The organism is Arthrobacter sp. PAMC25284 (assembly GCF_019443425.1).
GTDB lineage: Bacteria > Actinomycetota > Actinomycetes > Actinomycetales > Micrococcaceae > Arthrobacter > Arthrobacter oryzae_A.
Map to the genome: position 1 here is coordinate 2,454,289 of NZ_CP080382.1, position 21,101 is coordinate 2,475,389.

The following is a 21,101-nucleotide window of genomic DNA, read 5'->3' on the forward strand; positions in this document are numbered from 1 at the left end:
TGCGGCTCAGGCGTCGGGAAGTATCCCGGCCAGGCTTTTCAAGGAGGGCTCGCGCCCGAGTTCGACGTGGGCATACGCCAGGGACCCGGCCAGGTCCGGCTTACCGTCATAAATTGCTTTACACAGTCCCATGTGTTCGACGCACTGCCCGTGCGGGTCTCTGGAATCGGTCAAGGTGAAGAGCCACTGCATCCGGCCCAGCAGCGGTTTCATGGATGCTTCCAGCAGGGAATTGCCGGTCATGGCCACAATTTCCGCGTGGAGGGCCGTGTTCAGGACCGGAATCGTGTCGTGTTCGCGGCGGGCCGTAGCATCTTCCGCGGCGTCCATAAGCTCCTGCAAACCTGAAGAACCGTTCCCCGCGGCCACCACCTGCGCGGCCAACCGCGCGGCCAGAACTTCCAGACTCAGCCTCACGTCAAAGAGTTCATTAACATCCTTCAAGGTGATTTGTTTGACTGCGGCGCCCCGCCGCGGGGAGGTGACAACGAAGCCCTCACCTTCCAACTGTTGAAGGGCTTCGCGAACCGGGACGCGCGAGACGCCCAGTTCGGCTGAAAGCTCCCGTTCCCTGAGCCGGACGCCGGGCGCGTAGTGCCCGGCGATGATGAGCTCCCGGATTCTGGAATGGGCGTTTTCGGCTATGGACGCCTCGACGTCGCCATCGCCGGCATGAGGTACGTGGGCAGTCATGTGTCTCTCCGTCATGTAGGCGGGCGCGGTTCGTGAGTCAGCCGTTCATATCCAGATGGGTGCCCAACCCCTGCCGGAGCGCCTCGTCGTAGAGGAGACGGCCAATGGCCAGGTCCTGGATGCCGATGCCCACTGAATTGAACAAGGTTATGTCATTGGCATCCTTTCGACCGGGGATGATGCCGGCGGCGACATCGCCAATCTCGCCAACAACATCATCGAAGGACATGGCGCCTTCACTGACGGGGATGACCAGGTCACCTGACTTTTCCTTCGCGGTGGCCATGCTGTCCACAAAGACCCTGGCCCGGGCCATTCCGTCCGAGTCAATTTCCCGGTGCTCCGGCCGCGGCCTGGATCCCACGGCGTTGACGTGCAGCCCGGGAGTGAACCATTGGCCCTGGATCAGTGGCTCCACCGCCGGGGTCAGGGTGCAAAGCACATCTACGGACTGGACGACCTCCTGGACCGTGACTGCCCGGGTGACGTTCAGACCATGGTGCTCGATCTGGCGGCAGAAACTGGACAAGGTTTCCTGTGTGCGGGACCAGACCACAACGTTTTTGAACGGCAGAACCGAAAGCATGGCTTCGACATGTGCCACAGCGAGAGCACCTGCGCCCACGAGTCCGAGCGTTGTGGTGTCAGGGCGGGCCAGCAGCTTTGTCGCGACTGCGCTTGCCGCGGCCGTCCGCACCCGCGTCGGGACCCGACCGTCGAGGATGGCGAGGGTTTCCCCCGTAACCTGGGAAACCAGCATGATGGTGGACCGTTGGGTGGGAAGCCCGGCGTCCCTGTTGCCGGGAATATCCGACAGCAGTTTCACGGATGCCAGCTGCCCGGAATCAGACAGAGCACTCATGGGCAGGAATCGGGAGTCTGACGAGGCCAGATGCAGCGAGGTGGGAGCCGGCTGGCAGGCTGTGCCACGGCTGACATCGCCGAAGGCCCGCTCGACGGCGGCAATGGTCCCCGGCATGTCGGCCAAGGCATCGAGCTCGGAGGCTGTCAGGATAAGTGTCATTTTCCGGTCTTCGCTGATGGGAGGCGCTGAGCGCCTGGAGTTGGAAAGCTGGACGGAAATAGCTCGTCTGCAGAACGGCCTTGGACGTCCCGCTCCGAATAGGCTTCGCGCATCCGGGCGAACAAGTGCTGCGCCTCGGCGCGCAGTTGCTGCAGGTCAACGCCCGGGATCATTCCGTCACGCATAATCATGCGCCCGGCAACTACCGAGTGTGTGGCCTGCCGGGCCGTTCCGTTGAGCAGGAGGGTGCGGATCGGATCGTCCAGGACGCCGTCCCTTATGTCGTCCAGGGAGAAGGCGACCAGGTCAGCCTGGGCCCCGGCTTCCAGCCGTCCAAGATCGGTGCGGCCCAGTGCGCGCGCTCCGCCCAAAGTTGCGGCCTCGAAGTAGTGCTCCGCCGGGGCGGCGTCCGGCGTGCCGGCCAGCTTTGCCAAGTGAACCCCGGTATCCATGCCCCGAATGAGATCCGGTGGAAACGAATCCGTACCCAGGCAGAGATTGATGCCGGCTTCACGGAACGCGGCGAATGAATCCAGGACCATGCCGTATCTGAATGTGGTGAGCGGGCAGTGGATGATCGATACGTTGGCGGTTGCCAAGGACTGCAGATCTCCCAGGTCCGCCCCTGCCACCTGCCGGTTGCGGTCCACGAAGATTCCGTGCGGGATGAGGAGACGCCGCTCCAGCAGTCCGGTCCGTTTCAGCAGCTGCAAAGGCGTGGCTCCGTACCAGCGCTCCAGCAGCTCCCGCTCAAGGAGCCCCTGGAGGCAATGGAGGCGGATAAGTGCGTCCCGCTCGCGCGAGACCTCGGCCGTCGCCCGAAGGATTTCTTCGGTCACGGTTTCGATGCGGCACGGCAGGAGAACCCCGGTAACGAGCGGGTCGGAAAGCTCCTCAGCGTAGTCCAGGAATCGAACGGCGTCGGCGAGTCCCGCCCGCCCCAGTTCCTCGTCGAACTCAACATCCCGTTCCCCACCCGCCCTGGTCACGTTGACGCCGGAACGATAGGCGGGACCGAGATACCCACGGAGCCCAAGGTTGCGAGAGGTTTCGGCCATGCCGACGAGCTCATCAAATGATTCGGCCCAGGCGGAATGGATTTCTGATGCGATCGGCATGTACGTGGTGATGCCGTGCAGCGCGAGCTGCACCAGTGCGTATTTTCGAATGAGCTGCCGCTCGTCCGGCGTGAACACGTTGCGGCGTCGGGAATGGAAGTACTCCTCGGACCACTGCATTCCCGCGGAACGCTCCGCCGGGGACCAGGAATCAATAATGAGGTGGTCGATATCCGTGAGCGCATCGAGGTCGATCAGCCCCGGTGTAATGATCGCCTGGCCCAGGTCGAATGACTCATCGACCGTGCCGGCGTAGTTGTGGCCGACAAAAATGATGCGGTCGTTCTCGTAGACCACGTCTCCGTCGCGGATCAGAACGTGCCCGCCGCCGTCGTAACCCAATATGTACTCAGCGCTAAACCTGGTGCGCAAAATGCCTCCCGGTAGAAAGGTGGCGGCCGGGAACGGGTGTTGAACCGGCGGCCACAGAAGAACCATAACCCAATCTGGTATGCCAAGTCCAAGGTCCGCGGCCGCATCCGGGTTGTTTTTCTTCAAAAAAGTCATACTTTGTCAAGTGATTTACATCTCACGCCATGCGCCCTAATATCTTTTGGTATACAAAAAGCGCATTCAGGTGCGCCTACCAGGGAGCCGGCAGACCCGGTTCTGGTTTCCGCGACAGAAGGACCGTGATAGTCATGACGCAAGACGCCCTATTTACCAAGGAAGCCCCGCCCGGGCCCAAGCCCATCTCCAAGGGACACTGGGGAACAGTGGTCCTGCTCTCCCTGATCATTTCAGTGGTTGCCGTTCTGATCGGAACACACAAAATCCAGGTCGGGGCCCGCCGCCATCGTGCTCTTTCCGATCATCTGGGCGGTTGTGATCGGCGGTCTCATAGGCACGCAGCGGATCCGACCCATCTCCGGGGCCAGCCGCACCGTCGCCACTCTTCTGCTTGAGATCGGAATCATCGTTTTCCTGGCCAGGCTGGGAACTCAGATCGGCCCGTCGCTGACAAAATTCACCGAGCTTGGTCCGGCAATCCTGCTGCAGGAAGTCGGCCATGTCTTCGGCACCGTCATCATTGCCCTGCCGGTCGCGGTCGCTCTGGGGCTCGGCCGGGTGGCCATCGGCGCGACCTGGTCCATTGATCGCGAGTCGTTCCTCGCCTACGCGATCCAGCGCTTCGGTGTCCGCTCCGGTGAATACCGGGGCGTCTTTTCCGTCTGGCTGCTTGGCAGCCTTTTTGGCGCCGTCTTCATCTCCCTCCTCGCGGGTTTTCTGGGTGGACTGGGCATCTTCGATCCACGCGCACTTGCCTTGGGTCTCGGCCTGGGATCTGCTTCCATGATGCTCGGCGGGGTCGGGGCATTGTCGCTGCTGTATCCCGAGCAGGCGGGAGAAATTATGGCCCTGGCGGCGTTGTCCAACCTGATCACCAATATCGTCGGGTTCTACGCCGGCGTCTTCCTATCGCTTCCTCTGTGCAGGGCCCTTTATAAATTCTGGAGCCGCCTCTTCGGACGCGACGACGACGGCGAGCTGATCACTGCGCGGCACGGCACGAAGGCCGGAATCACCCCCGCAGCCCCGGCTGAGAGCAATCTTCAGCTCAGCGTTGAAACCGACCCACCGCTAAAAGTCACACCACGGGTCATCTTCGCGGCGTATGCGATCGTCGGGGTGTCCGCTGTGATCATGAACTCCGTTGGTACCAGGAGTTTTGTTGGCTCGGACGCACTCGGGATACTTGTTCTCCTGCTGCTCACGGGCCTGTCCTTCCGGTTGGCCCGGCTGGTGCCGTCAATCCCCTCGAGTGTGTGGGTCCTGGCCATCACTACGATACTTTCGGCCCCGTTCCTGCCCACTTCAGCCTGGATTGCCGGTCTCACCCAACACCTCGACGTCATCCTGATCGGATTGCCAGCCCTGACGCTGATCGGATTGACCGTCGGCCGTGACGTGTCGGCCCTCAAATCCTTGAGCTGGAAGATCATCCTTGTCGCGTTCCTGCCCTACAGCGCGTCGTTTATCGCAGCGGCGGCAATTGGACAGTTCACCTTGCACCTATAACAACCGCTCCCGTCCGAAAACCGGGCAAACGATCCATCGCCGTGTCCAACCGGCGACCGCGTGTGAATCGCGTGGGCATAAGGCAGGGACCGAGGCGCCGCTGGCGACTTCGGTCCCTGCCGGCGTAACCGGGCAAACAGCTCTTCGGTGGAAGAAGGCGCGCGACCCGTCAGGAGGCGTTGCCCAGCAGCCTCCCCCACCGGGGTGCGAGCAAGGGGGAGCCGGAGATTTTCAAGCAGTGCCAGAGGGTGACGGCCACGGAATCCAGGACCGGGACGCCGGTGCCTGCCTCCACTTCAGCTGCCATGTTGGCGCCGTAGAGGTTGGTGCACAAGTAGATCACGGCGTCCGGCGCGGCTGCAGCGAGTTCATGCGACCCCGGCCGCATTTCATCATCCGTGACGCGGGCGAAGGATTCGTTGTCGCTCAGGCCCAGCGCCCGGTGCCCGATGGTCTTGATTCCTTCCCGCTCGTAGGCGGCCATGATCGCGAGGTTGACGTCCTCGGTGTACGGCGTGAAGAGACCTATCCGCTCCGTGCCGAAGGACTTGAACGCCTCCAGGTAGGCCAGCGTCGACGTAGTGGCCGGGATGCCCGTGGCGTCTTTGATTTCCGCTGCGAGCTGGCGGTCATGGTCGGCGCCGAGCCAGGATCCTGAGGTTCCGTTCCACGCAATGACGTCCACGTCGGCGGTGGCGAGGAGCTCCGCGGCGGAGCCCATCACGGCGGCGTCGAATTGCTTGTCCGAGGATTTATCCAAGGCGATCCGGGTGACCGGGATCCGGGCGAAGTGGATGGTGACGTCGTCCCGTTCGCCGAGGATCCGGTAGCTCTGCGGTTCAAGGCAGGTGTTCGAAGACGGCACGATCATGCCGATGCGGGTGGGGCGGGTTGCCGAAGGCATGGAGGCTCCTAGCGGGTGGTCTGGGCGGCGGGAATCTGGACGGAAGCGATGTCGGCCTGATGCTCGTGGAAGCCAAGCCGGGGCACGAAGCGGCCGACGGAGCCGGGGTCGTGGAACCCGTTGCTGTCCAGCACCACGCGACCGGCGGAAACGACGACGGCGGGCCAGCCCGTGAGTGTCCGGCCGTCGAACGGGGAGAAGTCGGTGCCCATGTGCAGGGCATCGCCGTCGACGGTGCGTTGCTCGGCAGGGTCGAAGATAACCAAATCGGCGTCGAACCCTGCGGCGATGGTTCCCTTCCTGGGAAGGGCGTTGATCCGGGCCGGGCCGGCGGCGAAGATTTCGACGAAGTCCTCCACGCGTGCCTCGCCGCCGGCTGCTTCCAGCATGGCGGTGAAGGTGACGGGCATCCGGGTTTCCACTCCTGGAAGTCCATGTGGCATTTCGCGGATGTCGTCAGTGCGTTCCCGCTTTTGCGTGAGGTCGTAGCAGGAGTGGTCGGAGGCGACAGTGTGGATGGCGCCGTCGGCCAGCCGTTTCCGCAGCGCCGCGACCGTCTCCGGGCTGCGCATGGGTGGACAGCAGGCATACCATTCCGGCATCACCGAACCGTAGACGCTCTCGTCGAGGGTGAGGTAGTGCGGGCAGGTCTCGGAGTAGGCCTCCTGGCCGTGGCTGCGGGCTTCAGTGACCAGATCCACGGCTCCCGGCGTCGACTGGTGCACAAAATAGACGGGGGCTCCCGTGTATTCGGCCATGGCCAGGGTCTCCTTGACCGAGACCTCTTCGGCCAGTTCCGGACGGGTGCGGTGCAGGTGCTCGATGCCGATCCTGCCATCCTCCGCATGCTGCGCCGTGCAGTCCGCGATGATGGCATCGTGCTCGGCGTGAATGTAGGTCAGCCCGTCCAGGCGGACCATCTCACGCATAACCTTGAGGATGGTGTCACCGTTAGCCATAGTGCTACCGCGGTTGGTGGTGTACATCTTCACGGATCGGACACCCTCAGCGGCGAGTTGCTCCAACTGCCAGGGCACCGTTTCGTCCCAGCTGACCACGGAGCCGTGCAGGGCGACGTCGCAGCGGGACTCGCGGGCCAGTGCTTTTTTGGAAAGCACGGCGTCCAGCGGGGTCTCCCGGGCATCGCGGGGGATGCCGAAGTCGATGATGGTTGTGGTGCCGCCCCACAGTGCGGCGGTCGATGTGGTCCGGTAGTCATCGAGTGTGCGGAACCGCCCCGTTATCTGGGCAACGTGGCAGTGTCCGTCGACGCCGCCGGGGATGACGAGCCGACCGGCGGCATCGATGATGCGCGTGCCGGCGGGGATGGGCTCGGTTGCGTCCACGAGCCGGTCAATGCGGCCTTCCCGGACCACAACGTGGGCCTGTTGGCGGCCGAAACTGTTGACCACAGTGCCATTTGCGATGACGAGTTCTGGGGTGTCGGACATGGGGGTCCTCCTAAGTCGAAGTAGCTAGTTGGCCGGTACGGGCGTGACCGGCTGCAGGCTGCCGCTGCGTGCGGCGTTCTGCGCGGTGGTGAGGGCTGCGTCCAGGGCCTTGGTGAGGCCGCGGCGGTCCTTCGCGGGCGGCGGCGCGAAGGCGCCGGCGCGGTGCGGGCCGGAATCCAGGGCGACGACGGCTTCCGCCATGCGGATGCCTGCGGCGATACCGTCCACCACGGGAACCCCAATCTGCCCGCGGAGTTCGCGGGCCAGGCCGGCGAGCGGCGCCCCGGCGAGGATGACGACGTCGGCCCCGTCCTCGGCGACAGCCTGGCGGCTGAGTGCCAGCAGCGTCTCCTTGAAGTCCTGCTGCACTGAACCAATGCCGTTCAGGGACTCGTTGATGGAGCGGATCGACGCCAGCCGGCCGCCCAGACCGAAGCGTTCCACGCAGTCCAGGTACCAGGGCCGGATCCGGTCCGAGATGGCGATGATGGAGAAGCGGTGACCCTGCAGGGCGGCTGCGCAGAGGGCCGCCTCGGTGATCCCAATAATGGGGACATCGGCGAGTTCTTTCAGCGCCGGCATGCCCGGATCGCCGAAGGCAGCCACGACGACGCCGTCGATCAGGCCCGGGACCTGGGTATATTCGGCAATGATTTCGGCCACGGCGCCGGCTGCGATCAGGGATTCAAATCGGGTTTCGATGTACTCCACGCCATGGCCGGCGGTACGGACCACGAGTTCGGTTCCTGCGGAGGCGGAGCGTGAGGCTTCCGACTCGATCAGCGCGGTGACGTCGTCGCTGATGTTCGGGTTGATGACAAGAAGTTTCATAGGTTCTTCCGATGAAGGGTGGGTTCTGTCCGGCTGAAATCCTCCGGGAACTGGTCACGATATTTGCCGATGTGCGACGCCGATTGAATGGCTGCGCGGTCCGGGTCCCCGCTGGCGACGGCGGCATAGAGGGATCGGTGCTCTTCAATGAGTTCAGGCAGGTCACTGACATGGCGGAAAAGCCAATGCATCCGGCCCTGGAGCGGTTCGAGCGCGGATTTGAGGAAGCCGTTGTCCGCGATCCGGGTGATGGCATCGTGGAATTCGCTGTTTGCCCGGTGGGCCTCCATGATCGCCCCCTTGGCGAGGCAGCGGTCGGCCTCGTCCAGCAAGTCTTTGAGCCCGCCGAGGTCTTCGGCGGTGGCGCGGGCCGCGGCCAGGCGGCAGGCCAGCACCTCCAGTGACTGCCGGACGTCGAAGAGGTCCTCTACGTCCTTACGGCTCAGCGTACTGACTTCGACTCCCCGGGCGCCCCGGTCACTGATGAGGCCTTCCTGGCGCAGCATTCGCAGTGCTTCCCGGATGGGAAGGCGCGAGACGTTGAATTCGGCGGCAAGGTCGCGCTCCACCAGCCTGGTGCCGGGAACGTAATGCCCTTCAAAGATCCTGGTACGGAGAGTATCCCGGACGGCCTCGCGGAGGGGTCGTTCTTTGTCCTGGGATTCTTCTGCGGCAAGCATGGTGCTCCATTCGGGTTCTTTTGTGGCAGTGCGTTCCCGGCATCAGGAACAGGTGCATGTCGTTAGCTTAGACAGGCAGGCGCTTGTTGTAGTTCAGCGTCAGCACCGAGGCGCCCATGATGATCGCGGATCCCACGAAGTACAGGAGTGCCCAGGTGTAGGAACCGGTGGCGCCCACGATCAGGCCCACTGCTATCGGGGTGACGAAGCCGGCAATGTTGCCGCTGAAATTCATGGCGCCACCCAGGACGCCGGCGTTCGTCCGGCCGCCGAGGATGGAGGGGATACTCCAGAACAGGCCTACCCAGCGGAGGAAGAACATCACGACGGACAGCAGGATCACGGCGGTCGTCGAGTCGGCAACAACGGTAACTCCGATGAGGCCACCGATCACCACGACGCTGGAGATGCCAAGGAGTGTCCGCATCACGAGGTTGGCCGAGGCTCCGGAGTTGCGCCACTTATCCGCGATGGTGCCGCCGAGGATCTCTCCGACGAAGCCGGCCCCGAAGATGAGGAAGGTGGACCAGCCGATGGTCTTGAGGTCAAACCCCTTGGCCTGGGCCAGGTACAGCGGCCCCCAGGTCAGCAAGCCGTAAAAAACGCCGTTGAAGCCCAGCCAGCCGAAGCACATGGCCCAGAAAGACCGGAACCGCAGGTAAGGCAGAAGCGCGCGCTTGCCCTTGCTGCCGCCCAGTTCGGCCTCAGCATCCTCCGCGGCGTGGGAAGCCTCGAGATATTCAGCTTCGGCGTCGTTGACCCCGGGGTGCTGACGGGGGTTGTCGCGGACGTACCACCAGACGGCGATGCCCATCAGCACGGTGGCTGCGCCGGCGATGATGAACGCGCTCCGCCAGCTGCCCGTGGCGGCGATCAGTCCGGCGATGAGGATGCCGCCCAGGGCCGGCACCCAGGGGCGCGCCGGCGTCGAGGATGGTGGCACCGCGGCCACGCTCGGATTTGTGCATCCAGATGGCGTTGAGCTTGCCACCGGCGGGCATAACGCCAGCTTCCGTGACGCCGATACCCATCCGGGCAATGAACATGCTCAGGAATCCCCCGGCGAAACCGGAGGCGGCCGTGGCGGCGCCCCAGCCGACGCACGATGCCGTCATGACCTTGCGCGGACCAAATTTGTCGATCAGGAGCCCTACCGGGACCTGCATCAGTGCGTAGGTCCAGAAGAAGGCCGAGAGCAGGAGCCCGACCAGTTCGGGGGCGAGGTTGAATTCCTTCTGGATGATCGGGAGGGCCACCGAGATGGAGCCCCTGTCGATGTAGTTGACGGCGACTAGGACCAGCAGGAGCAGGAACATTTTCCAGCGGACGTTGGTGCGTCGCTGCACCCCATCCTTGCCGGTCTTGTCGTCGGGAAGCGGAACTGCTGTTTCAGTATTTTGAAGAGACACAACTTCTCCTTTACAGAGAGAAAAATTGCCAACGGGTGGGTAGTTCTGTTTGTTTGAAGGACACGGGGCGGGCTTGAAAGCGGCCCAAGTTCTTGGATGAAGCTGCCCGGCAGAAGTCTGGAAGAGAGGGCCGGAATCATCTTTGGGATCCCATTTCGGGATCCCAAAGTTCACAGTAGGAGTGATCCCTGCCACTGTCAAGGATTTTTCGCAGATTCTTTCACCGTGGCCGGGCGGTCCATTTGTGACCGCCCTGCGCGGGGTCCCGGCATCCCGCCGGACCGAGCGACCATTGCGTGACATCCGAAATCGACATACGTTGTATACCTTGTATAGGAACACGGTTGGGACAGTGGGTGTCGCGGTGATCTGCTCTGGCGCCGGCCCGACGGCTTTGCTCGTCGCAGGAACGCACGGGGATGAATATGAGGGGCAGCTCATTCTCCGGTAATTGATCCGGTCCACTTCCCCGGACCAGCTCACGGGAACCCTAATCGTCATTCCGTCTGCCAACTACCCCGCCGTCGCGGCGGGGACCCGCGTCTCCCCCATCGATAATGGCAACCTGAACAGGAGCTATCCGGGAGAAGCCGACGCCGAACCCACGCGTCAAGCGGCCCATTTCATTTCCCGCAGCCTTCTGCCGAGAGCCGACCTCGTCCTTGACCTGCATTCCGGCGGGAGTAATTCCACCTATGTTCCCAGCATGTTTCTCTACCGCGGACCCAGCCAGGCGCTTTGGCGGCGGAAGGTGGCGGCAGCCCGCGCGATGGCCCTGCCCTATGCGGTCGTGGTTCCGCCCCGGCTCGAACCGGGATCGCTCAGCAGCGCCGGTGACGACGCCGGAATCCTGACGTTGTCCACCGAGCCGGGCGGCGGCGGGACCGTGGACCGGGCGGTGTTGACCCAGGCACAGAACGGTCTCACCGCACTGCTCGTCAGTGAGGGCGTCCTGCGCCCGGGGCACTCCCCTGCCGATCCCGGCCCGGAAAGACCCGGGACGATCTGGATCGAGCTGGTGGCCGACTCAGCCGTCACGACAACCGTGGGTGGCTTGTTCGAGCCGCTGGTTGATCCGGGCGAGTTCGTGCGGGCGGGGACTCCCGTGGGCCGGGTCCACTTCCTCGATGAGCTGGAGCGTCCCGCGGCAGTGTTCCAGGCAGCCGTCGACGGTATCGTCGCGATCATCCGCCACCCCACCTTCGTGCGGCCAGGCTGCCATCTGGTGCACGTGGCTCCCCTGCTGGGGGAACCGCAGGACTAAACATGCCAATGGACCCGGGGTATCCGTGGATTCGCAGGGGCGGCGCTGGCTAGAGGCCCAGGGCCGCCTTCAGCTCTGCCACGTGTCCCTTGGCGATGACCTGGTACTGAGCGAGGGCGACGTTGCCCTGGGGATCCACGACGACTGTGGACCGGACAAGGCCTTCAGTAACCTCGCCGTTAAGCAGTTTCTCGCCCCACGCGCCGTAGGCAAGGGCCACGGCGTAATCCTCGTCGGCCAGAAGCGGGAAAGTGAGCCCTTGGTCACCGGTGAAGTCGGCGAGGTCCGCCGGGGAATCCGGGGAGATGCCCAGGACTTCATAACCGGAACTTTTCAGCGAGGCGAGGCTATCGCGGAAATCGCACGCCTCGGTCGTGCAGCCCGGGCTCGCGGCCTTCGGGTAGAAGTACACGATGACGTTCCGGCCCCGAAAGTCCGCCAGCGAAACCGGCTGGCCGAGGGAGTTGATCAGGGTGAAGTCCGGCGCAGGCGTGCCCGGCATGAGCTTCACGGAGGTGTTCTGGGGGGTGGGATTGGGGTTCATGATCTTCCTTAGCAGGTCGCGGGAATCGGATCTCCCGGGATGGACGACTTAGATGGAGTATTCGGCGGGTCCGCGCACTTTGGCGTAGGGGCCCGGGATGAACTGGTAGCCGCCGCCGCGAATCGTGGCGATCGTGTACCTGGCCCCGCCCAGCTTCCGGCGCACTCGGGCCACATACACGTCAATGGACCGCGGGGCGCACCCCGGGAAATCCAGCGACTCCAGGAACTCCTGGAGTTCGCTGCGGGCTATCGGCCGTGAGCAGTTTTCCACCAGGTAGCGCAGGAGCCTGAATTCGACGCCGGTCAGCGTCACAGGCCACTCATCAACGTGGACTGTTCCGGTGGCGAGGTCGACGGACACCGTGCGGGGGCCGGAGCCGGACCGGGGCGGCAGGTCGGTGTCCTCGGCCCCCGTGCTCTCGTCATCGATCCCGGCCCCGGCTCCGGCTCCGGGCGAGGAATCGGGTTGGGCTGTTCCGGAGGCAGGCCAATGATGGACTTCCGCCTCCGGAACAAATCTCAGTACGCGCGCCAGCAGAACCTCGGCCGCGTGAACCATGGCTGCTTCATCTGCGCAGGACGATTCAACCCAGATCGCCAGACCCCTGGGCGAGTGTTTCCTGCCCGGCCGGTGCAGCAATGCGCCGGGGCGCCGGTCCGAGGCTGCCGCCGGACTGGGGGCATGGGCTTGGACAGCCATGGCGGTGCGGGTTAGATGCCGCCGCGGCGCAGGAGGGTGCCGTGGGGGGTCTGGTTGTTGATTTGCTGGCCGCGGAGGTAGGTTTTGCGTACGACGCCGGAGAGTGCTTTGCCGTCGTAGGGGGTGATGGGGTTTTTGTGCTGGAGTTTGGTCACGTCCACGACGTAGGCGTCGTCGGGGGCGAAGATGGAGAAGTCCGCGTCGTAGCCGAGGGCGAGCTGGCCTTTGGTGGCGAGGCGGGCGAGTGCGGCGGGTTTGGCGGCCATCCAGGAGATCACTTGTTCCAGGGGGATCCCGCGGTGCCGGGCTTCGGTCCAGATCAGGGACAGGCCGAGCTGGAGGGAGGACACCCCGCCCCAGGCGACGGCGAAGTCGCCGTTTTCGAGGTCTTTCAGGTCCAGGGTCGAGGGTGAGTGGTCCGAGACGATGCAGTCGATGGTCCCGTCCTGCAGGCCTTTCCAGAGCAGTTCCCGGTTCGAGGCCTCCCGGATCGGCGGGCAGCATTTGTACGCGGTCGCACCGTCCGGGATTTCCTCGGCCATCAGGGTCAAATAGTGCGGGCAGGTCTCCACGGTCAGGTGCACGCCGTCGCGTTTGGCCGAAGCGATCATCGGCAGCGCGTCCGAGGAGGACAGGTGCAGGATGTGCGCCCTGGCCCCGGTCCAGCGGGCGCGTTCGATGACTTCGGCGATGGCCTTGTTCTCGGCCCCGCGCGGGCGGGAGGAGAGGAAGGTCGCGTAGTGGTCCCCGCCCGGGTGCGGGGCCCGGTCGATCGCGTGGGAATCCTCGGCGTGGACGATCATGAGCGAGTCGAAGGACTTCAACTCGGCCATGTCCGTTTCCATTTCATCGGCCTCCAGGTGCGGGAACTCATCGACCCCGGAGTGGAGCAGGAAGCACTTGAACCCGAACACCCCCTCGTCATGGAGGGGCCGGAGATCCGCCAGGTTCCCCGGGATCGCCCCGCCCCAGAACCCGACGTCCACGAACGCCTGATCCGCGGCGACCTCGCGTTTGAGTTTGAGGTTCTCGACCGTGGTGGTCGGCGGGACCGAGTTCAACGGCATATCGATGATCGTCGTCACGCCACCGGCCGCGGCGGCCCGGGTCGCGGACGCGAACCCTTCCCACTCCGTCCGGCCCGGTTCGTTGACATGGACATGGGTATCCACCAGACCCGGGATCATCGTCTCGTCATCGGCCAAATCAATGACCTCCGCCCCGGCCAGGGCATTACCCAACGGCTCAATCGCAACAATCCGCCCACCCCGGATCCCTACCTCACGCGCCGCGATCCCCGCCGTCGTCAACACACGCCGACCACGAACAACCAAGTCATAGCGTTCTTCAGGCACTGAGGGTCTCCTTCGAGGATGTGGTGTTCATGGGCTGGAACCAGGGGGAATCAGGACCGAGCTGGCCGCCGATGGCGGTTCCAAGTTGTTCGAGAAGACGGCCGGCTTCGTTGATGCACGTTTCCACGTCGTCTTCAATTGAGGTCAAGGCAAACGTCGCCTGGAATCCTGCGGCGCTCAACTGCTCCGCCGTCAGCGTGGTGCGGCCGCAGACGGCGATGATCGGGACGCCGGCCAGCGCCGCCGCGCGCGCTACTCCCATAGGGGTTTTGCCGAGCAGGCTTTGTTCGTCCAGGCTGCCTTCGCCGGTGATCACGAGGTCCGCCCCGACCAGCCGGTGTGCGAGGTCGGTAAATTCCAGGACAACGTCGATTCCCGGCCGGCGGGAAGCGGCGAGGACCGCAATCGCGGCATAGCCGACGCCGCCTGCGGCCCCGGCGCCCGGGGCTTCCGCAGCCTTCAGCGCCCGGGAGCCCAGCTCCTCGCCGAGCACCTCCACGTAGCGTGCCAGTGCGGCGTCGAGCGTGCGGACGTCCTCACTGGAGGCCCCCTTTTGCGGGCCAAACACTGCCGCCGCGCCGTCCGGGCCAAGCAGCGGATTGTCGACGTCGCTGGCCAGCACGAACCTGGTGTCCTCCAGCCGTGGATCGAAATCGGAGAAATCAATCCACTTCAGCCCGGCCAGGGCAGCCCCGCCGGCCCGAAGCTGGTTTCCGTCCGTATCCATGAAGCGCGCACCCAGACCTTGCAGCACCCCGGCTCCGCCGTCGGTGTTGGCGCTTCCGCCGACACCAAGGATGATCTTGCGACAACCGGCGTCCAGGGCCGCCCGGATCAGCTGCCCGGTGCCCAGGGACGTTGCCCCCAGGGCATCCTTCGTGCCGCCGGGCAACACGGCGAGTCCTGACGCCGTCGCCATTTCAATGACCGCTTCGCGGCCCCGCACGGCGAATTCGGCCTCAAGCGGCTCGCCCGTCGGGCCGCTGACGACGGCGCTGCGGCGGGTGAAGCCGGAGCCGACGGCGGCGTCGAGGGTGCCCTCGCCGCCGTCGGCCACGGGGATGCCGTCCACGTCCAGGACCTGCCCGGCAGTCTGTTTCACGGATTGAAGACCCGTTGTGAGGTGGGTGACGATGTCCGGGGCCGATAGTGAGCCCTTGAACTTGTCCGGTGCTATGACCACTCGCATGCCGGGGTTTCCTTTCGATGAATCAGACGTGCCGGGGTTGGCGCGCGGTAGGTGGCTGGTATTAGTCCAGCAGGGCGATGATGGCCGTCGGTGCGTCCTCGCCGCGTGCGGCGAGTTCCTCGAACTCATTGACTGCGTCGATCTCGGTGCCCATGGAGATGTTGGTGATCTTTTCCAGGATCACTTCGACCACCACGGGGACGCTGAACTCGCTCATGAGCGCCTTGGCCTTGTCGAAGGCAGCCGGCAGGTCCTTGGGGTCTTCCACCCGGATGGCCTTGCAGCCCAGGCCTTCGGCGACCTTCAGGTGGTCCACGCCGTAGCCGTTGGTCTCCGGGGAGTTGATGTTATCGAACGCCAGGGACACGTTCTGTTCCATCTTGAAGCCGCGCTGGGACTGGCGGATCAGGCCCAGGTACGAGTTGTTCACCACCACGTGCACGTACGGGAGGTTGAACTGTGCGCCAACGGCCAGTTCTTCGATCATGAACTGGAAATCGTAGTCACCGGAGAGGGCGACGACGGTCTCGCCCGGCTTGCCGCGGACCACGCCGAGCGCGGCGGGTCCGGTCCAGCCCAGCGGGCCGGCCTGGCCGGCGTTGATCCATTTGCGGGGCCCGAAGACGTGCAGCATCTGGGCGCCGGCGATCTGTGAGAGGCCGATCGTGGTCACGTAGGTGGTGTCCTTGCCGAAGGACTTGTTCATTTCCTCGTAAACACGCTGCGGCTTGATCGGTACGTTCTCAAAGTGCGTCTTGCGCTGCAGGGAGCCCTTGCGCTTGATGCACTCATCGACCCAGGCACTGTAGTCCGGCAAAGTGCCGGCTGACTTGCGTTCCCGGGCGAGCTCCAGGAGCCCGTCCAGCGCCGCGCCGGCGTCGGAGGCGATGCCCAGGTCCGGGGAGAAGACGCGGCCGATCTGGGTCGGCTCGATGTCGATGTGCACAAACTTGCGGCCGGACGTGTAGGTGTCCAGTCCGCCGGTGTGGCGGTTGGCCCAGCGGTTGCCGATCCCGATCACGAAGTCCGAGGCCAGCATGGTCTCGTTGCCGTAGCGGTGGGAGGTCTGCAGGCCCACCATGCCGGCCATCAGGCGGTGGTCGTCCGGGATGGATCCCCAGCCCATCAGGGTGGGGATGACCGGGATGTTGAGCAGCTCGGCCAGTTCAACGAGCTGCGCCGAGGCCGAAGCGTTGATCACGCCGCCGCCGGCCACGATCAGCGGGTGCTGGGCTGCGGTGAGCATGTCCAGCGCCTTTTCCAGCTGCTTGCGGCTGGCCTTGGGCTTTTCGACCGGGAGGGGCTCGTAGGTGTCGATGTCGAACTCGATCTCGGCCATCTGCACGTCGAACGGCAGGTCCAGCAGCACGGGGCCGGGGCGGCCGGAGCGCATGAGCTGGAATGCCTTCTGGAAGGCACCCGGGATCTGGCCGGGCTCGAGCACCGTCATGGCCATCTTGGTGACCGGCTTGGCGATGGATTCGATGTCCACGGCCTGGAAGTCTTCCTTGTGCAGCTTGGCGACGGGGGCCTGGCCGGTGATGCACAGCATGGGGATGGAGTCCGCCCAGGCTGCGTAGAGTCCGGTGATCATGTCGGTGCCGGCGGGGCCGGACGTGCCGATGCAGATGCCGATGTTGCCGTCCTTGGCACGGGAATACCCGTCGGCCATGTGGGAGGCGCCTTCCACGTGCCGGGCGAGCGTGTGGCGGATACCGCCGTGCTCCCGCATCGCCGAGTAGAAGGGGTTGATCGCTGCACCTGGCAGGCCGAACGCCTCAATAGCGCCCTCCTTTGCCAGGATGGCGACGGCTGCGTCTACGGTGCGCATCTTCGTCATGGTGTTCTCCTTGAAAGTCTGTTGGGTGTGGTGGTGCGGCTGATGTGCGGCAGAGCTACTTGCGGCCGCTGAGCTGGAGGGTCTGCTTGAACAGTCCGGAGTGGTCGAGGCCGCCGTCGCCCTGGTTGACGGTGGCGGCGACGAGCTGCGCGGCGAGGGCGCCGAGCGGAAGCGAGACGTTGGCTTCGCGGGCGGCCGAAGTGACGATACCCATGTCCTTGTGGTGCAGGGCGAGGCGGAAGCCGGGCGTGAAGTCGCGGTCCAGCATCTTCTGGCCCTTCTGGTCCAGGACCTTGGAACCGGCCAGGCCGCCGCCGAGGACCTTGAGTGCCGCATCGGTGTCGACACCGTAGGCCTCGAGGAAGGCGACGGCTTCACCCAGGACCTGGATGTTGACGGCGACGATCAGCTGGTTGGCTGCCTTGACGGTCTGGCCGGAGCCGGCCGGGCCCACGTGGACGATGGTCTTGCCCACAGCATTGAGCACGTCCTGTGCTGCTTCGAAGTCGGCGGCTTCGCCGCCAACCATGATGGAAAGCGCGGCGGTGATGGCGCCCTGCTCGCCACCGGACACCGGGGCATCCAGGGCGCGGATGCCGGCTGCCTTGGCATCGTCCGCAAGCCGCTTGGCCACGTCGGGGCGGATGCTGCTCGCGTCAATCCAGAGGGTGCCCTGCTTCGCGTTGGCGAACAGGCCCTCGGGGCCGGAGACGACGCCTTCGACGTCCGGGGAGTCCGGGACCATCGTGATGACGACGTCAGCTTCCTTGACGGCGTCGGCGATGCTCGTTGCACCCTGGCCGCCCTCGGCGATCAGCGCGTCGATTTTGTCCTGGCTGCGGTTGAAGCCGGTGACGCTGTGGCCGGCCTTGACGAGGTTGATGGCCATGGGGAGGCCCATGATTCCGAGACCGATGACTGTTACGTTGCTCATGACGTTTTCCTTTGCTGAAATGTGTGGGGCCGGGTGCGCGGTCAGTTTGCGGCGGACTCGCGGATTGCCCAGGTGAACGCGGTTTCGGCCGGTTCTTTGTATTCGAGGCCGATGTAGCCCGAGTAGCCAAGTTCGCGGCTGCGGGAGATCCATTCGCCGAGCGGAAGGTTGCCGGTTCCGGGGGCTCCGCGGCCGGGGTTGTCGGCGATCTGGATGTGGCCGAAGTCCTTGGCGTGCTGTTCGATCACGGCGGCGACGTCGTCACCGTTGACGGCCAGGTGGTAGAAGTCTGCGAGGAGCTTGACGTTGTCCGCGCCGGACTCTTCCTTGACCCTGGCGATAACCTTCAAGGCATCGGCCGCGGTGAGCAGCGGGTACCGCGGCGCTCCGCTGACCGGTTCCAGAAGGACGGTTCCGCCGATCCGGGCCACTCCGGCGGCGGCGGTTGCGAGGTTCTCGGCGCCGACGGCGTCCTGCTTCTCGGCGGACTCTCCATCGACGCGGTTGCCGTAGAGGGCGTTGAAAGCTTTGCAGCCGAGGCGCTCCCCGATGCCGGCGACGACGTCGATGTTATCCAGGAACTCGGCCGAGCGGGCCGGCCATGAGACCAGGCCACGGTCCCCTCCGGGCATGTTTCCGGCGTTGAAGTTCAGGCCGGAAAGCTGGACACCGGCGTCGGTAATGGCCTGCTCGAACTTCGCAACCTCGGTGTCCGAAGGGACTGAGGTGTCAAACGGCCACCAGAATTCGACAGCGTCAAAGCCGGCTGCCTTGGCGGCCGCGGGCCGCTCGAGGAGCGGCAGTTCCGTCAGCAGGATGGAGCAGTTCACGGTATACGTCATTGGATTCGTCCTTAGCCCTCTGAACCGGCAACAACCGGTAGCTTGCACATTTCTAAGATTCCACTTTGTGGAATCTTTATTCTGCTTTATGAAAAGTTTAGGCTTCGCGGCGCACGCCGTCAACCCTGAAACCACCGGAGCGGTAGTTAAACGACGGCGCCCCGGTCAGATTGAGCCGGGGCGCCGTTCGCGGATGGTTAGGTCAGGCGGATCTGACGGTTGACATCCTTGTAGAGCAGGTAGCGGAAGTTGCCGGGCCCGCCGGCGTAGCAGGCCTGCGGGCAGAAGGCGCGCAGCCACATGAAGTCCCCTGCCTCCACCTCCACCCAGTCATTGTTGAGCAGGTACATCGCCTTGCCCTCAAGGACATACAGGCCGTGCTCCATCACGTGGGTTTCGGGGAACGGGATCACACCGCCCGGCTTGAACGTCACAATGTTCACGTGCATATCGTGTGCCAGGTCGTTGGGGTCCGCGAACCGCGTGGTCTTCCAGACGCCGTCGACATCCGGCATTTCGCCCGGCTCGACTTCCTGGTCACTCGTGACGAAGGATTTCGCCTCGTAGCCTTCGAGCCGCTCGTAGGCTTTGCGGATCCAGTGGAAGGACACGACGTCGTCCGAGACGTTTTCCAGGCCCCACTGTGCGCCGGCAGCAATGTAGGCGTAGCCGCCTTCCTCGAGCTGGTGCAGTTCACCGTCAAGGGTCAGGTTGACCTTGCCCTTGGTGACGAAGATGACGCCTTCGACGCCTGCTTCAAATTCCGCCTTGGGCGCGCCGCCGCCCGGGCCGATTTCCACGATCAGCTGGGAGAAGGTGGTGGCGAACCCGGAGATGGGGCGGGCGATGATCCAGGAGCGGGTGTTGGAGAAGCCCGGCAGGTTGCTGGTCACGATGTCGGTCATAACACCCTTGGGGATGACCGTATAGGCTTCCGTGACGATGGCACGCTCAGTAGTGAGGTGGGTCTGCGGCGGCAGGCCGCCTTTGGGAGTGTAGTACTTGCCCATCGGGTAGATCCTTACTTGAGAGAGTTGGAAGTGGTGGCCAGCCGCGGGTGGGCCAGTGCGGTCAGCTGCGGAACTCCGACGCCGGCAAGCGCCTGGACTTCGTCGGCACCGACGGCACCGCATTGGACGCCGCGCAGCACGAACGCTGCCAGTGCCCGGGCGGTGGCCGGCTCGTCCATGACGCCGCCTTCGGTCTGTTCCACGTAGTTTCGCAGACGGGCCGCGGCGGCCGGAAGACCCTGCCGGTAGAACGCGTAGGTCGCAGCAAAACGGCTGGGCAGCTGGGCCGGATGCAGGTCCCAGCCCTGGTAGAAGCCCCGCTCCAGCGAGCGGCGGACCAGCCGGCCATGGATGGCCCAGGCATTCTCAACGCCATCGCCGACCGGGATGATGTTGGTTGAGCCGTCAGAGAGGCGGATGCCCGTGCCGGCGACAGCCAACTGCATGACTTCCTTGGCGAAGTCGGCTACCGGGTGCTCCATGGACTGGTACTCGGCGGAGATCTGCAGGGAGGCCGAATAGTCATACGTTCCGTAGTGCAGACCGCTGATCCGGCCCGGGACGACGTGCGGCAGCTGAGCTACCGGTGAGGTTCCCTCGGGGCCCAGGATGAGCTGCGGTGTTTCCACCTGCACTTCAAACCTGAGCCGCCCGTGCGGCAGCGAGTGGATCTCTTCGAGCCGGGAGACGGCATAGTCCATGGCCTGTACCTGGGCCACCGTGGTGACCTTGGGCAGGGTAAGGATCAGGCCCTCCGGGAGCTCGCCGGCGCCCGCAAGTTTCGCGACGAAAAGATCCAGCGTGCGCAGTCCGCGGTTCCTGGTGGCAGCTTCAAAGCATTTGAAACGGATGCCAATGAAGGGCGGGGCCGTGCCCGCTGCGACCGCAGCCGCCACCGTCGAGGCGGCCGCCACAGCGGCGGAATCCTCAGCGTCGTCGCCCCGGTCCCCGTAGCCATCCTCGAAGTCCAGCCGCAGGTCCTCGATCGGCTCGGCGGCCAGCTTGGCTGACACCCGGGACGCCACCGCTTTGGCGAGGTCGGCGTCCTGGCCGAGCAGTTCACCGAGGCGGACCAATCCGCCGTGGGCGTCCGCCGCTGCCAGCGCCTGGGCGCCCCAGTCGGCCGCGAACGACGGCGTGAAGCGGTCCGCAGGGACGTAGACGGTATGCACCGGCTGGCGGGATCCGTCGTCGCCCGGGTAGTTCCGCTCCAGCAGCCGGTCGGTCGCGGCCAGCTGCGATTCAATCTCGGCCAGGTCCCTGCCGGTCAGGGAAAGATTGTTTGCCATCTT

General features: G+C 64.7%; 19 protein-coding genes and 1 pseudogene. 2 read left to right on the forward strand and 18 right to left on the reverse strand.

Annotated features, from left to right (window positions below; genetic code table 11):
• Positions 1 to 6: 6 nt before the first annotated feature.
• Genes KY499_RS11405 through KY499_RS11415 form a run of 3 tightly spaced genes read right to left on the reverse strand, consistent with a single transcriptional unit; the run spans position 7 to position 3,207 of the window.
• Positions 7 to 693, reverse strand: coding sequence for a GntR family transcriptional regulator (locus tag KY499_RS11405; protein WP_219885426.1), 687 nt, complete (start codon positions 691 to 693; stop codon positions 7 to 9).
• Positions 694 to 730: 37 nt separating this feature from the next.
• Positions 731 to 1,717, reverse strand: a complete 987-nt coding sequence (locus KY499_RS11410) for an ornithine cyclodeaminase family protein (protein WP_219885427.1) — start codon at positions 1,715 to 1,717, stop codon at positions 731 to 733.
• A complete protein-coding gene (locus tag KY499_RS11415) occupies positions 1,714 to 3,207 on the reverse strand; it encodes a chlorohydrolase family protein (protein ID WP_219885428.1) in 1,494 nt (497 codons plus the stop codon). Before KY499_RS11415 ends, KY499_RS11410 begins: the two co-directional genes overlap by 4 nt.
• A 426-nt stretch (positions 3,208 to 3,633) precedes the next feature.
• Here KY499_RS11415 and KY499_RS11420 point away from each other — a divergent pair, with 426 nt between their 5' ends.
• Entirely contained in the window at positions 3,634 to 4,854 is a 1,221-nt protein-coding gene (locus KY499_RS11420) for a DUF3100 domain-containing protein (protein WP_219885429.1), read from the forward strand.
• A gap of 169 nt (positions 4,855 to 5,023) precedes the next feature.
• On the opposite strand, the gene KY499_RS11425 is transcribed toward KY499_RS11420, so the two are convergent.
• The 6 genes and pseudogenes from KY499_RS11425 to KY499_RS18790 all read right to left on the reverse strand — a co-directional run.
• Positions 5,024 to 5,758, reverse strand: a complete 735-nt coding sequence (locus KY499_RS11425; RefSeq protein ID WP_123255868.1) for an aspartate/glutamate racemase family protein — start codon at positions 5,756 to 5,758, stop codon at positions 5,024 to 5,026.
• Between the two features lie 8 nt (positions 5,759 to 5,766).
• On the reverse strand, positions 5,767 to 7,209 hold the full coding sequence (locus tag KY499_RS11430) for an amidohydrolase family protein (protein ID WP_219885430.1): 1,443 nt from the start codon (positions 7,207 to 7,209) through the stop codon (positions 5,767 to 5,769).
• Positions 7,210 to 7,233: 24 nt separating this feature from the next.
• Positions 7,234 to 8,040: an aspartate/glutamate racemase family protein gene (locus KY499_RS11435; protein ID WP_123255866.1), complete on the reverse strand. Its 807-nt coding sequence runs from the start codon at positions 8,038 to 8,040 to the stop codon at positions 7,234 to 7,236.
• The gene (locus KY499_RS11440; protein WP_219885431.1) at positions 8,037 to 8,720 is read right to left on the reverse strand and encodes a GntR family transcriptional regulator; all 684 of its coding nucleotides are present in this window, start codon (positions 8,718 to 8,720) and stop codon (positions 8,037 to 8,039) included. Before KY499_RS11440 ends, KY499_RS11435 begins: the two co-directional genes overlap by 4 nt.
• Positions 8,721 to 8,787: 67 nt before the next feature.
• Positions 8,788 to 9,711, reverse strand: coding sequence for an MFS transporter (locus tag KY499_RS18250; protein ID WP_375141087.1), 924 nt, complete (start codon positions 9,709 to 9,711; stop codon positions 8,788 to 8,790).
• A pseudogene (locus tag KY499_RS18790) lies at positions 9,686 to 10,630 on the reverse strand (MFS transporter); the annotation flags it as partial. The pseudogene KY499_RS18790 and the gene KY499_RS18250, both read right to left, overlap by 26 nt.
• On the opposite strand from KY499_RS18790, the gene KY499_RS11450 reads away from it, so the two are divergent.
• Positions 10,581 to 11,393: a succinylglutamate desuccinylase/aspartoacylase family protein gene (locus tag KY499_RS11450; RefSeq protein WP_219885432.1), complete on the forward strand. Its 813-nt coding sequence runs from the start codon at positions 10,581 to 10,583 to the stop codon at positions 11,391 to 11,393. The pseudogene KY499_RS18790 and the gene KY499_RS11450 overlap by 50 nt on opposite strands.
• 49 nt (positions 11,394 to 11,442) lie before the next feature.
• Here KY499_RS11450 and KY499_RS11455 read toward each other — a convergent pair whose 3' ends face one another.
• From KY499_RS11455 to KY499_RS11495, 9 genes are all read right to left on the reverse strand, one after another.
• Positions 11,443 to 11,937, reverse strand: a complete 495-nt coding sequence (locus KY499_RS11455; RefSeq protein WP_123255863.1) for a peroxiredoxin — start codon at positions 11,935 to 11,937, stop codon at positions 11,443 to 11,445.
• Between the two features lie 48 nt (positions 11,938 to 11,985).
• Positions 11,986 to 12,639, reverse strand: a complete 654-nt coding sequence (locus KY499_RS11460; protein ID WP_219885433.1) for a winged helix-turn-helix domain-containing protein — start codon at positions 12,637 to 12,639, stop codon at positions 11,986 to 11,988.
• A gap of 11 nt (positions 12,640 to 12,650) precedes the next feature.
• Positions 12,651 to 13,994, reverse strand: a complete 1,344-nt coding sequence (gene allB, locus KY499_RS11465; protein WP_219885434.1) for an allantoinase AllB — start codon at positions 13,992 to 13,994, stop codon at positions 12,651 to 12,653.
• The gene (locus tag KY499_RS11470; RefSeq protein WP_123256506.1) at positions 13,987 to 15,183 is read right to left on the reverse strand and encodes a glycerate kinase; all 1,197 of its coding nucleotides are present in this window, start codon (positions 15,181 to 15,183) and stop codon (positions 13,987 to 13,989) included. The genes allB and KY499_RS11470 overlap by 8 nt, the downstream gene beginning before the upstream one ends.
• Positions 15,184 to 15,244: 61 nt before the next feature.
• Positions 15,245 to 17,023: a glyoxylate carboligase gene (gene gcl / locus KY499_RS11475; RefSeq protein WP_123256505.1), complete on the reverse strand. Its 1,779-nt coding sequence runs from the start codon at positions 17,021 to 17,023 to the stop codon at positions 15,245 to 15,247.
• A 55-nt stretch (positions 17,024 to 17,078) separates the two neighbouring features.
• A complete protein-coding gene (locus KY499_RS11480) occupies positions 17,079 to 17,957 on the reverse strand; it encodes a 2-hydroxy-3-oxopropionate reductase (protein WP_219885435.1) in 879 nt (292 codons plus the stop codon).
• Between the two features lie 41 nt (positions 17,958 to 17,998).
• The gene (locus KY499_RS11485; RefSeq protein ID WP_123256503.1) at positions 17,999 to 18,799 is read right to left on the reverse strand and encodes a hydroxypyruvate isomerase family protein; all 801 of its coding nucleotides are present in this window, start codon (positions 18,797 to 18,799) and stop codon (positions 17,999 to 18,001) included.
• Between the two features lie 197 nt (positions 18,800 to 18,996).
• The gene (locus KY499_RS11490) at positions 18,997 to 19,809 is read right to left on the reverse strand and encodes a bifunctional allantoicase/(S)-ureidoglycine aminohydrolase (RefSeq protein ID WP_123256502.1); all 813 of its coding nucleotides are present in this window, start codon (positions 19,807 to 19,809) and stop codon (positions 18,997 to 18,999) included.
• 11 nt (positions 19,810 to 19,820) lie between these two features.
• A complete protein-coding gene (locus tag KY499_RS11495) occupies positions 19,821 to 21,098 on the reverse strand; it encodes a DUF6986 family protein (protein WP_219885436.1) in 1,278 nt (425 codons plus the stop codon).
• Positions 21,099 to 21,101: the final 3 nt, after the last annotated feature.

Coding starts and splice junctions, on each gene's coding strand:
- gcl (WP_123256505.1), bottom strand. CDS start 17,023: ATGACGAAGATGCGCACCGTAGACGCAGCCGTCGCCATCCTGGCAAAG.
- KY499_RS11490 (WP_123256502.1), bottom strand. CDS start 19,809: ATGGGCAAGTACTACACTCCCAAAGGCGGCCTGCCGCCGCAGACCCAC.
- KY499_RS11485 (WP_123256503.1), bottom strand. CDS start 18,799: ATGACGTATACCGTGAACTGCTCCATCCTGCTGACGGAACTGCCGCTC.
- KY499_RS11440 (WP_219885431.1), bottom strand. CDS start 8,720: ATGCTTGCCGCAGAAGAATCCCAGGACAAAGAACGACCCCTCCGCGAG.
- KY499_RS11470 (WP_123256506.1), bottom strand. CDS start 15,183: ATGCGAGTGGTCATAGCACCGGACAAGTTCAAGGGCTCACTATCGGCC.
- KY499_RS11495 (WP_219885436.1), bottom strand. CDS start 21,098: ATGGCAAACAATCTTTCCCTGACCGGCAGGGACCTGGCCGAGATTGAA.
- KY499_RS11455 (WP_123255863.1), bottom strand. CDS start 11,937: ATGAACCCCAATCCCACCCCCCAGAACACCTCCGTGAAGCTCATGCCG.
- KY499_RS11410 (WP_219885427.1), bottom strand. CDS start 1,717: ATGACACTTATCCTGACAGCCTCCGAGCTCGATGCCTTGGCCGACATG.
- KY499_RS11460 (WP_219885433.1), bottom strand. CDS start 12,639: ATGGCTGTCCAAGCCCATGCCCCCAGTCCGGCGGCAGCCTCGGACCGG.
- KY499_RS11405 (WP_219885426.1), bottom strand. CDS start 693: ATGACTGCCCACGTACCTCATGCCGGCGATGGCGACGTCGAGGCGTCC.
- KY499_RS11430 (WP_219885430.1), bottom strand. CDS start 7,209: ATGTCCGACACCCCAGAACTCGTCATCGCAAATGGCACTGTGGTCAAC.
- KY499_RS11425 (WP_123255868.1), bottom strand. CDS start 5,758: ATGCCTTCGGCAACCCGCCCCACCCGCATCGGCATGATCGTGCCGTCT.
- KY499_RS11435 (WP_123255866.1), bottom strand. CDS start 8,040: ATGAAACTTCTTGTCATCAACCCGAACATCAGCGACGACGTCACCGCG.
- KY499_RS11480 (WP_219885435.1), bottom strand. CDS start 17,957: ATGAGCAACGTAACAGTCATCGGTCTCGGAATCATGGGCCTCCCCATG.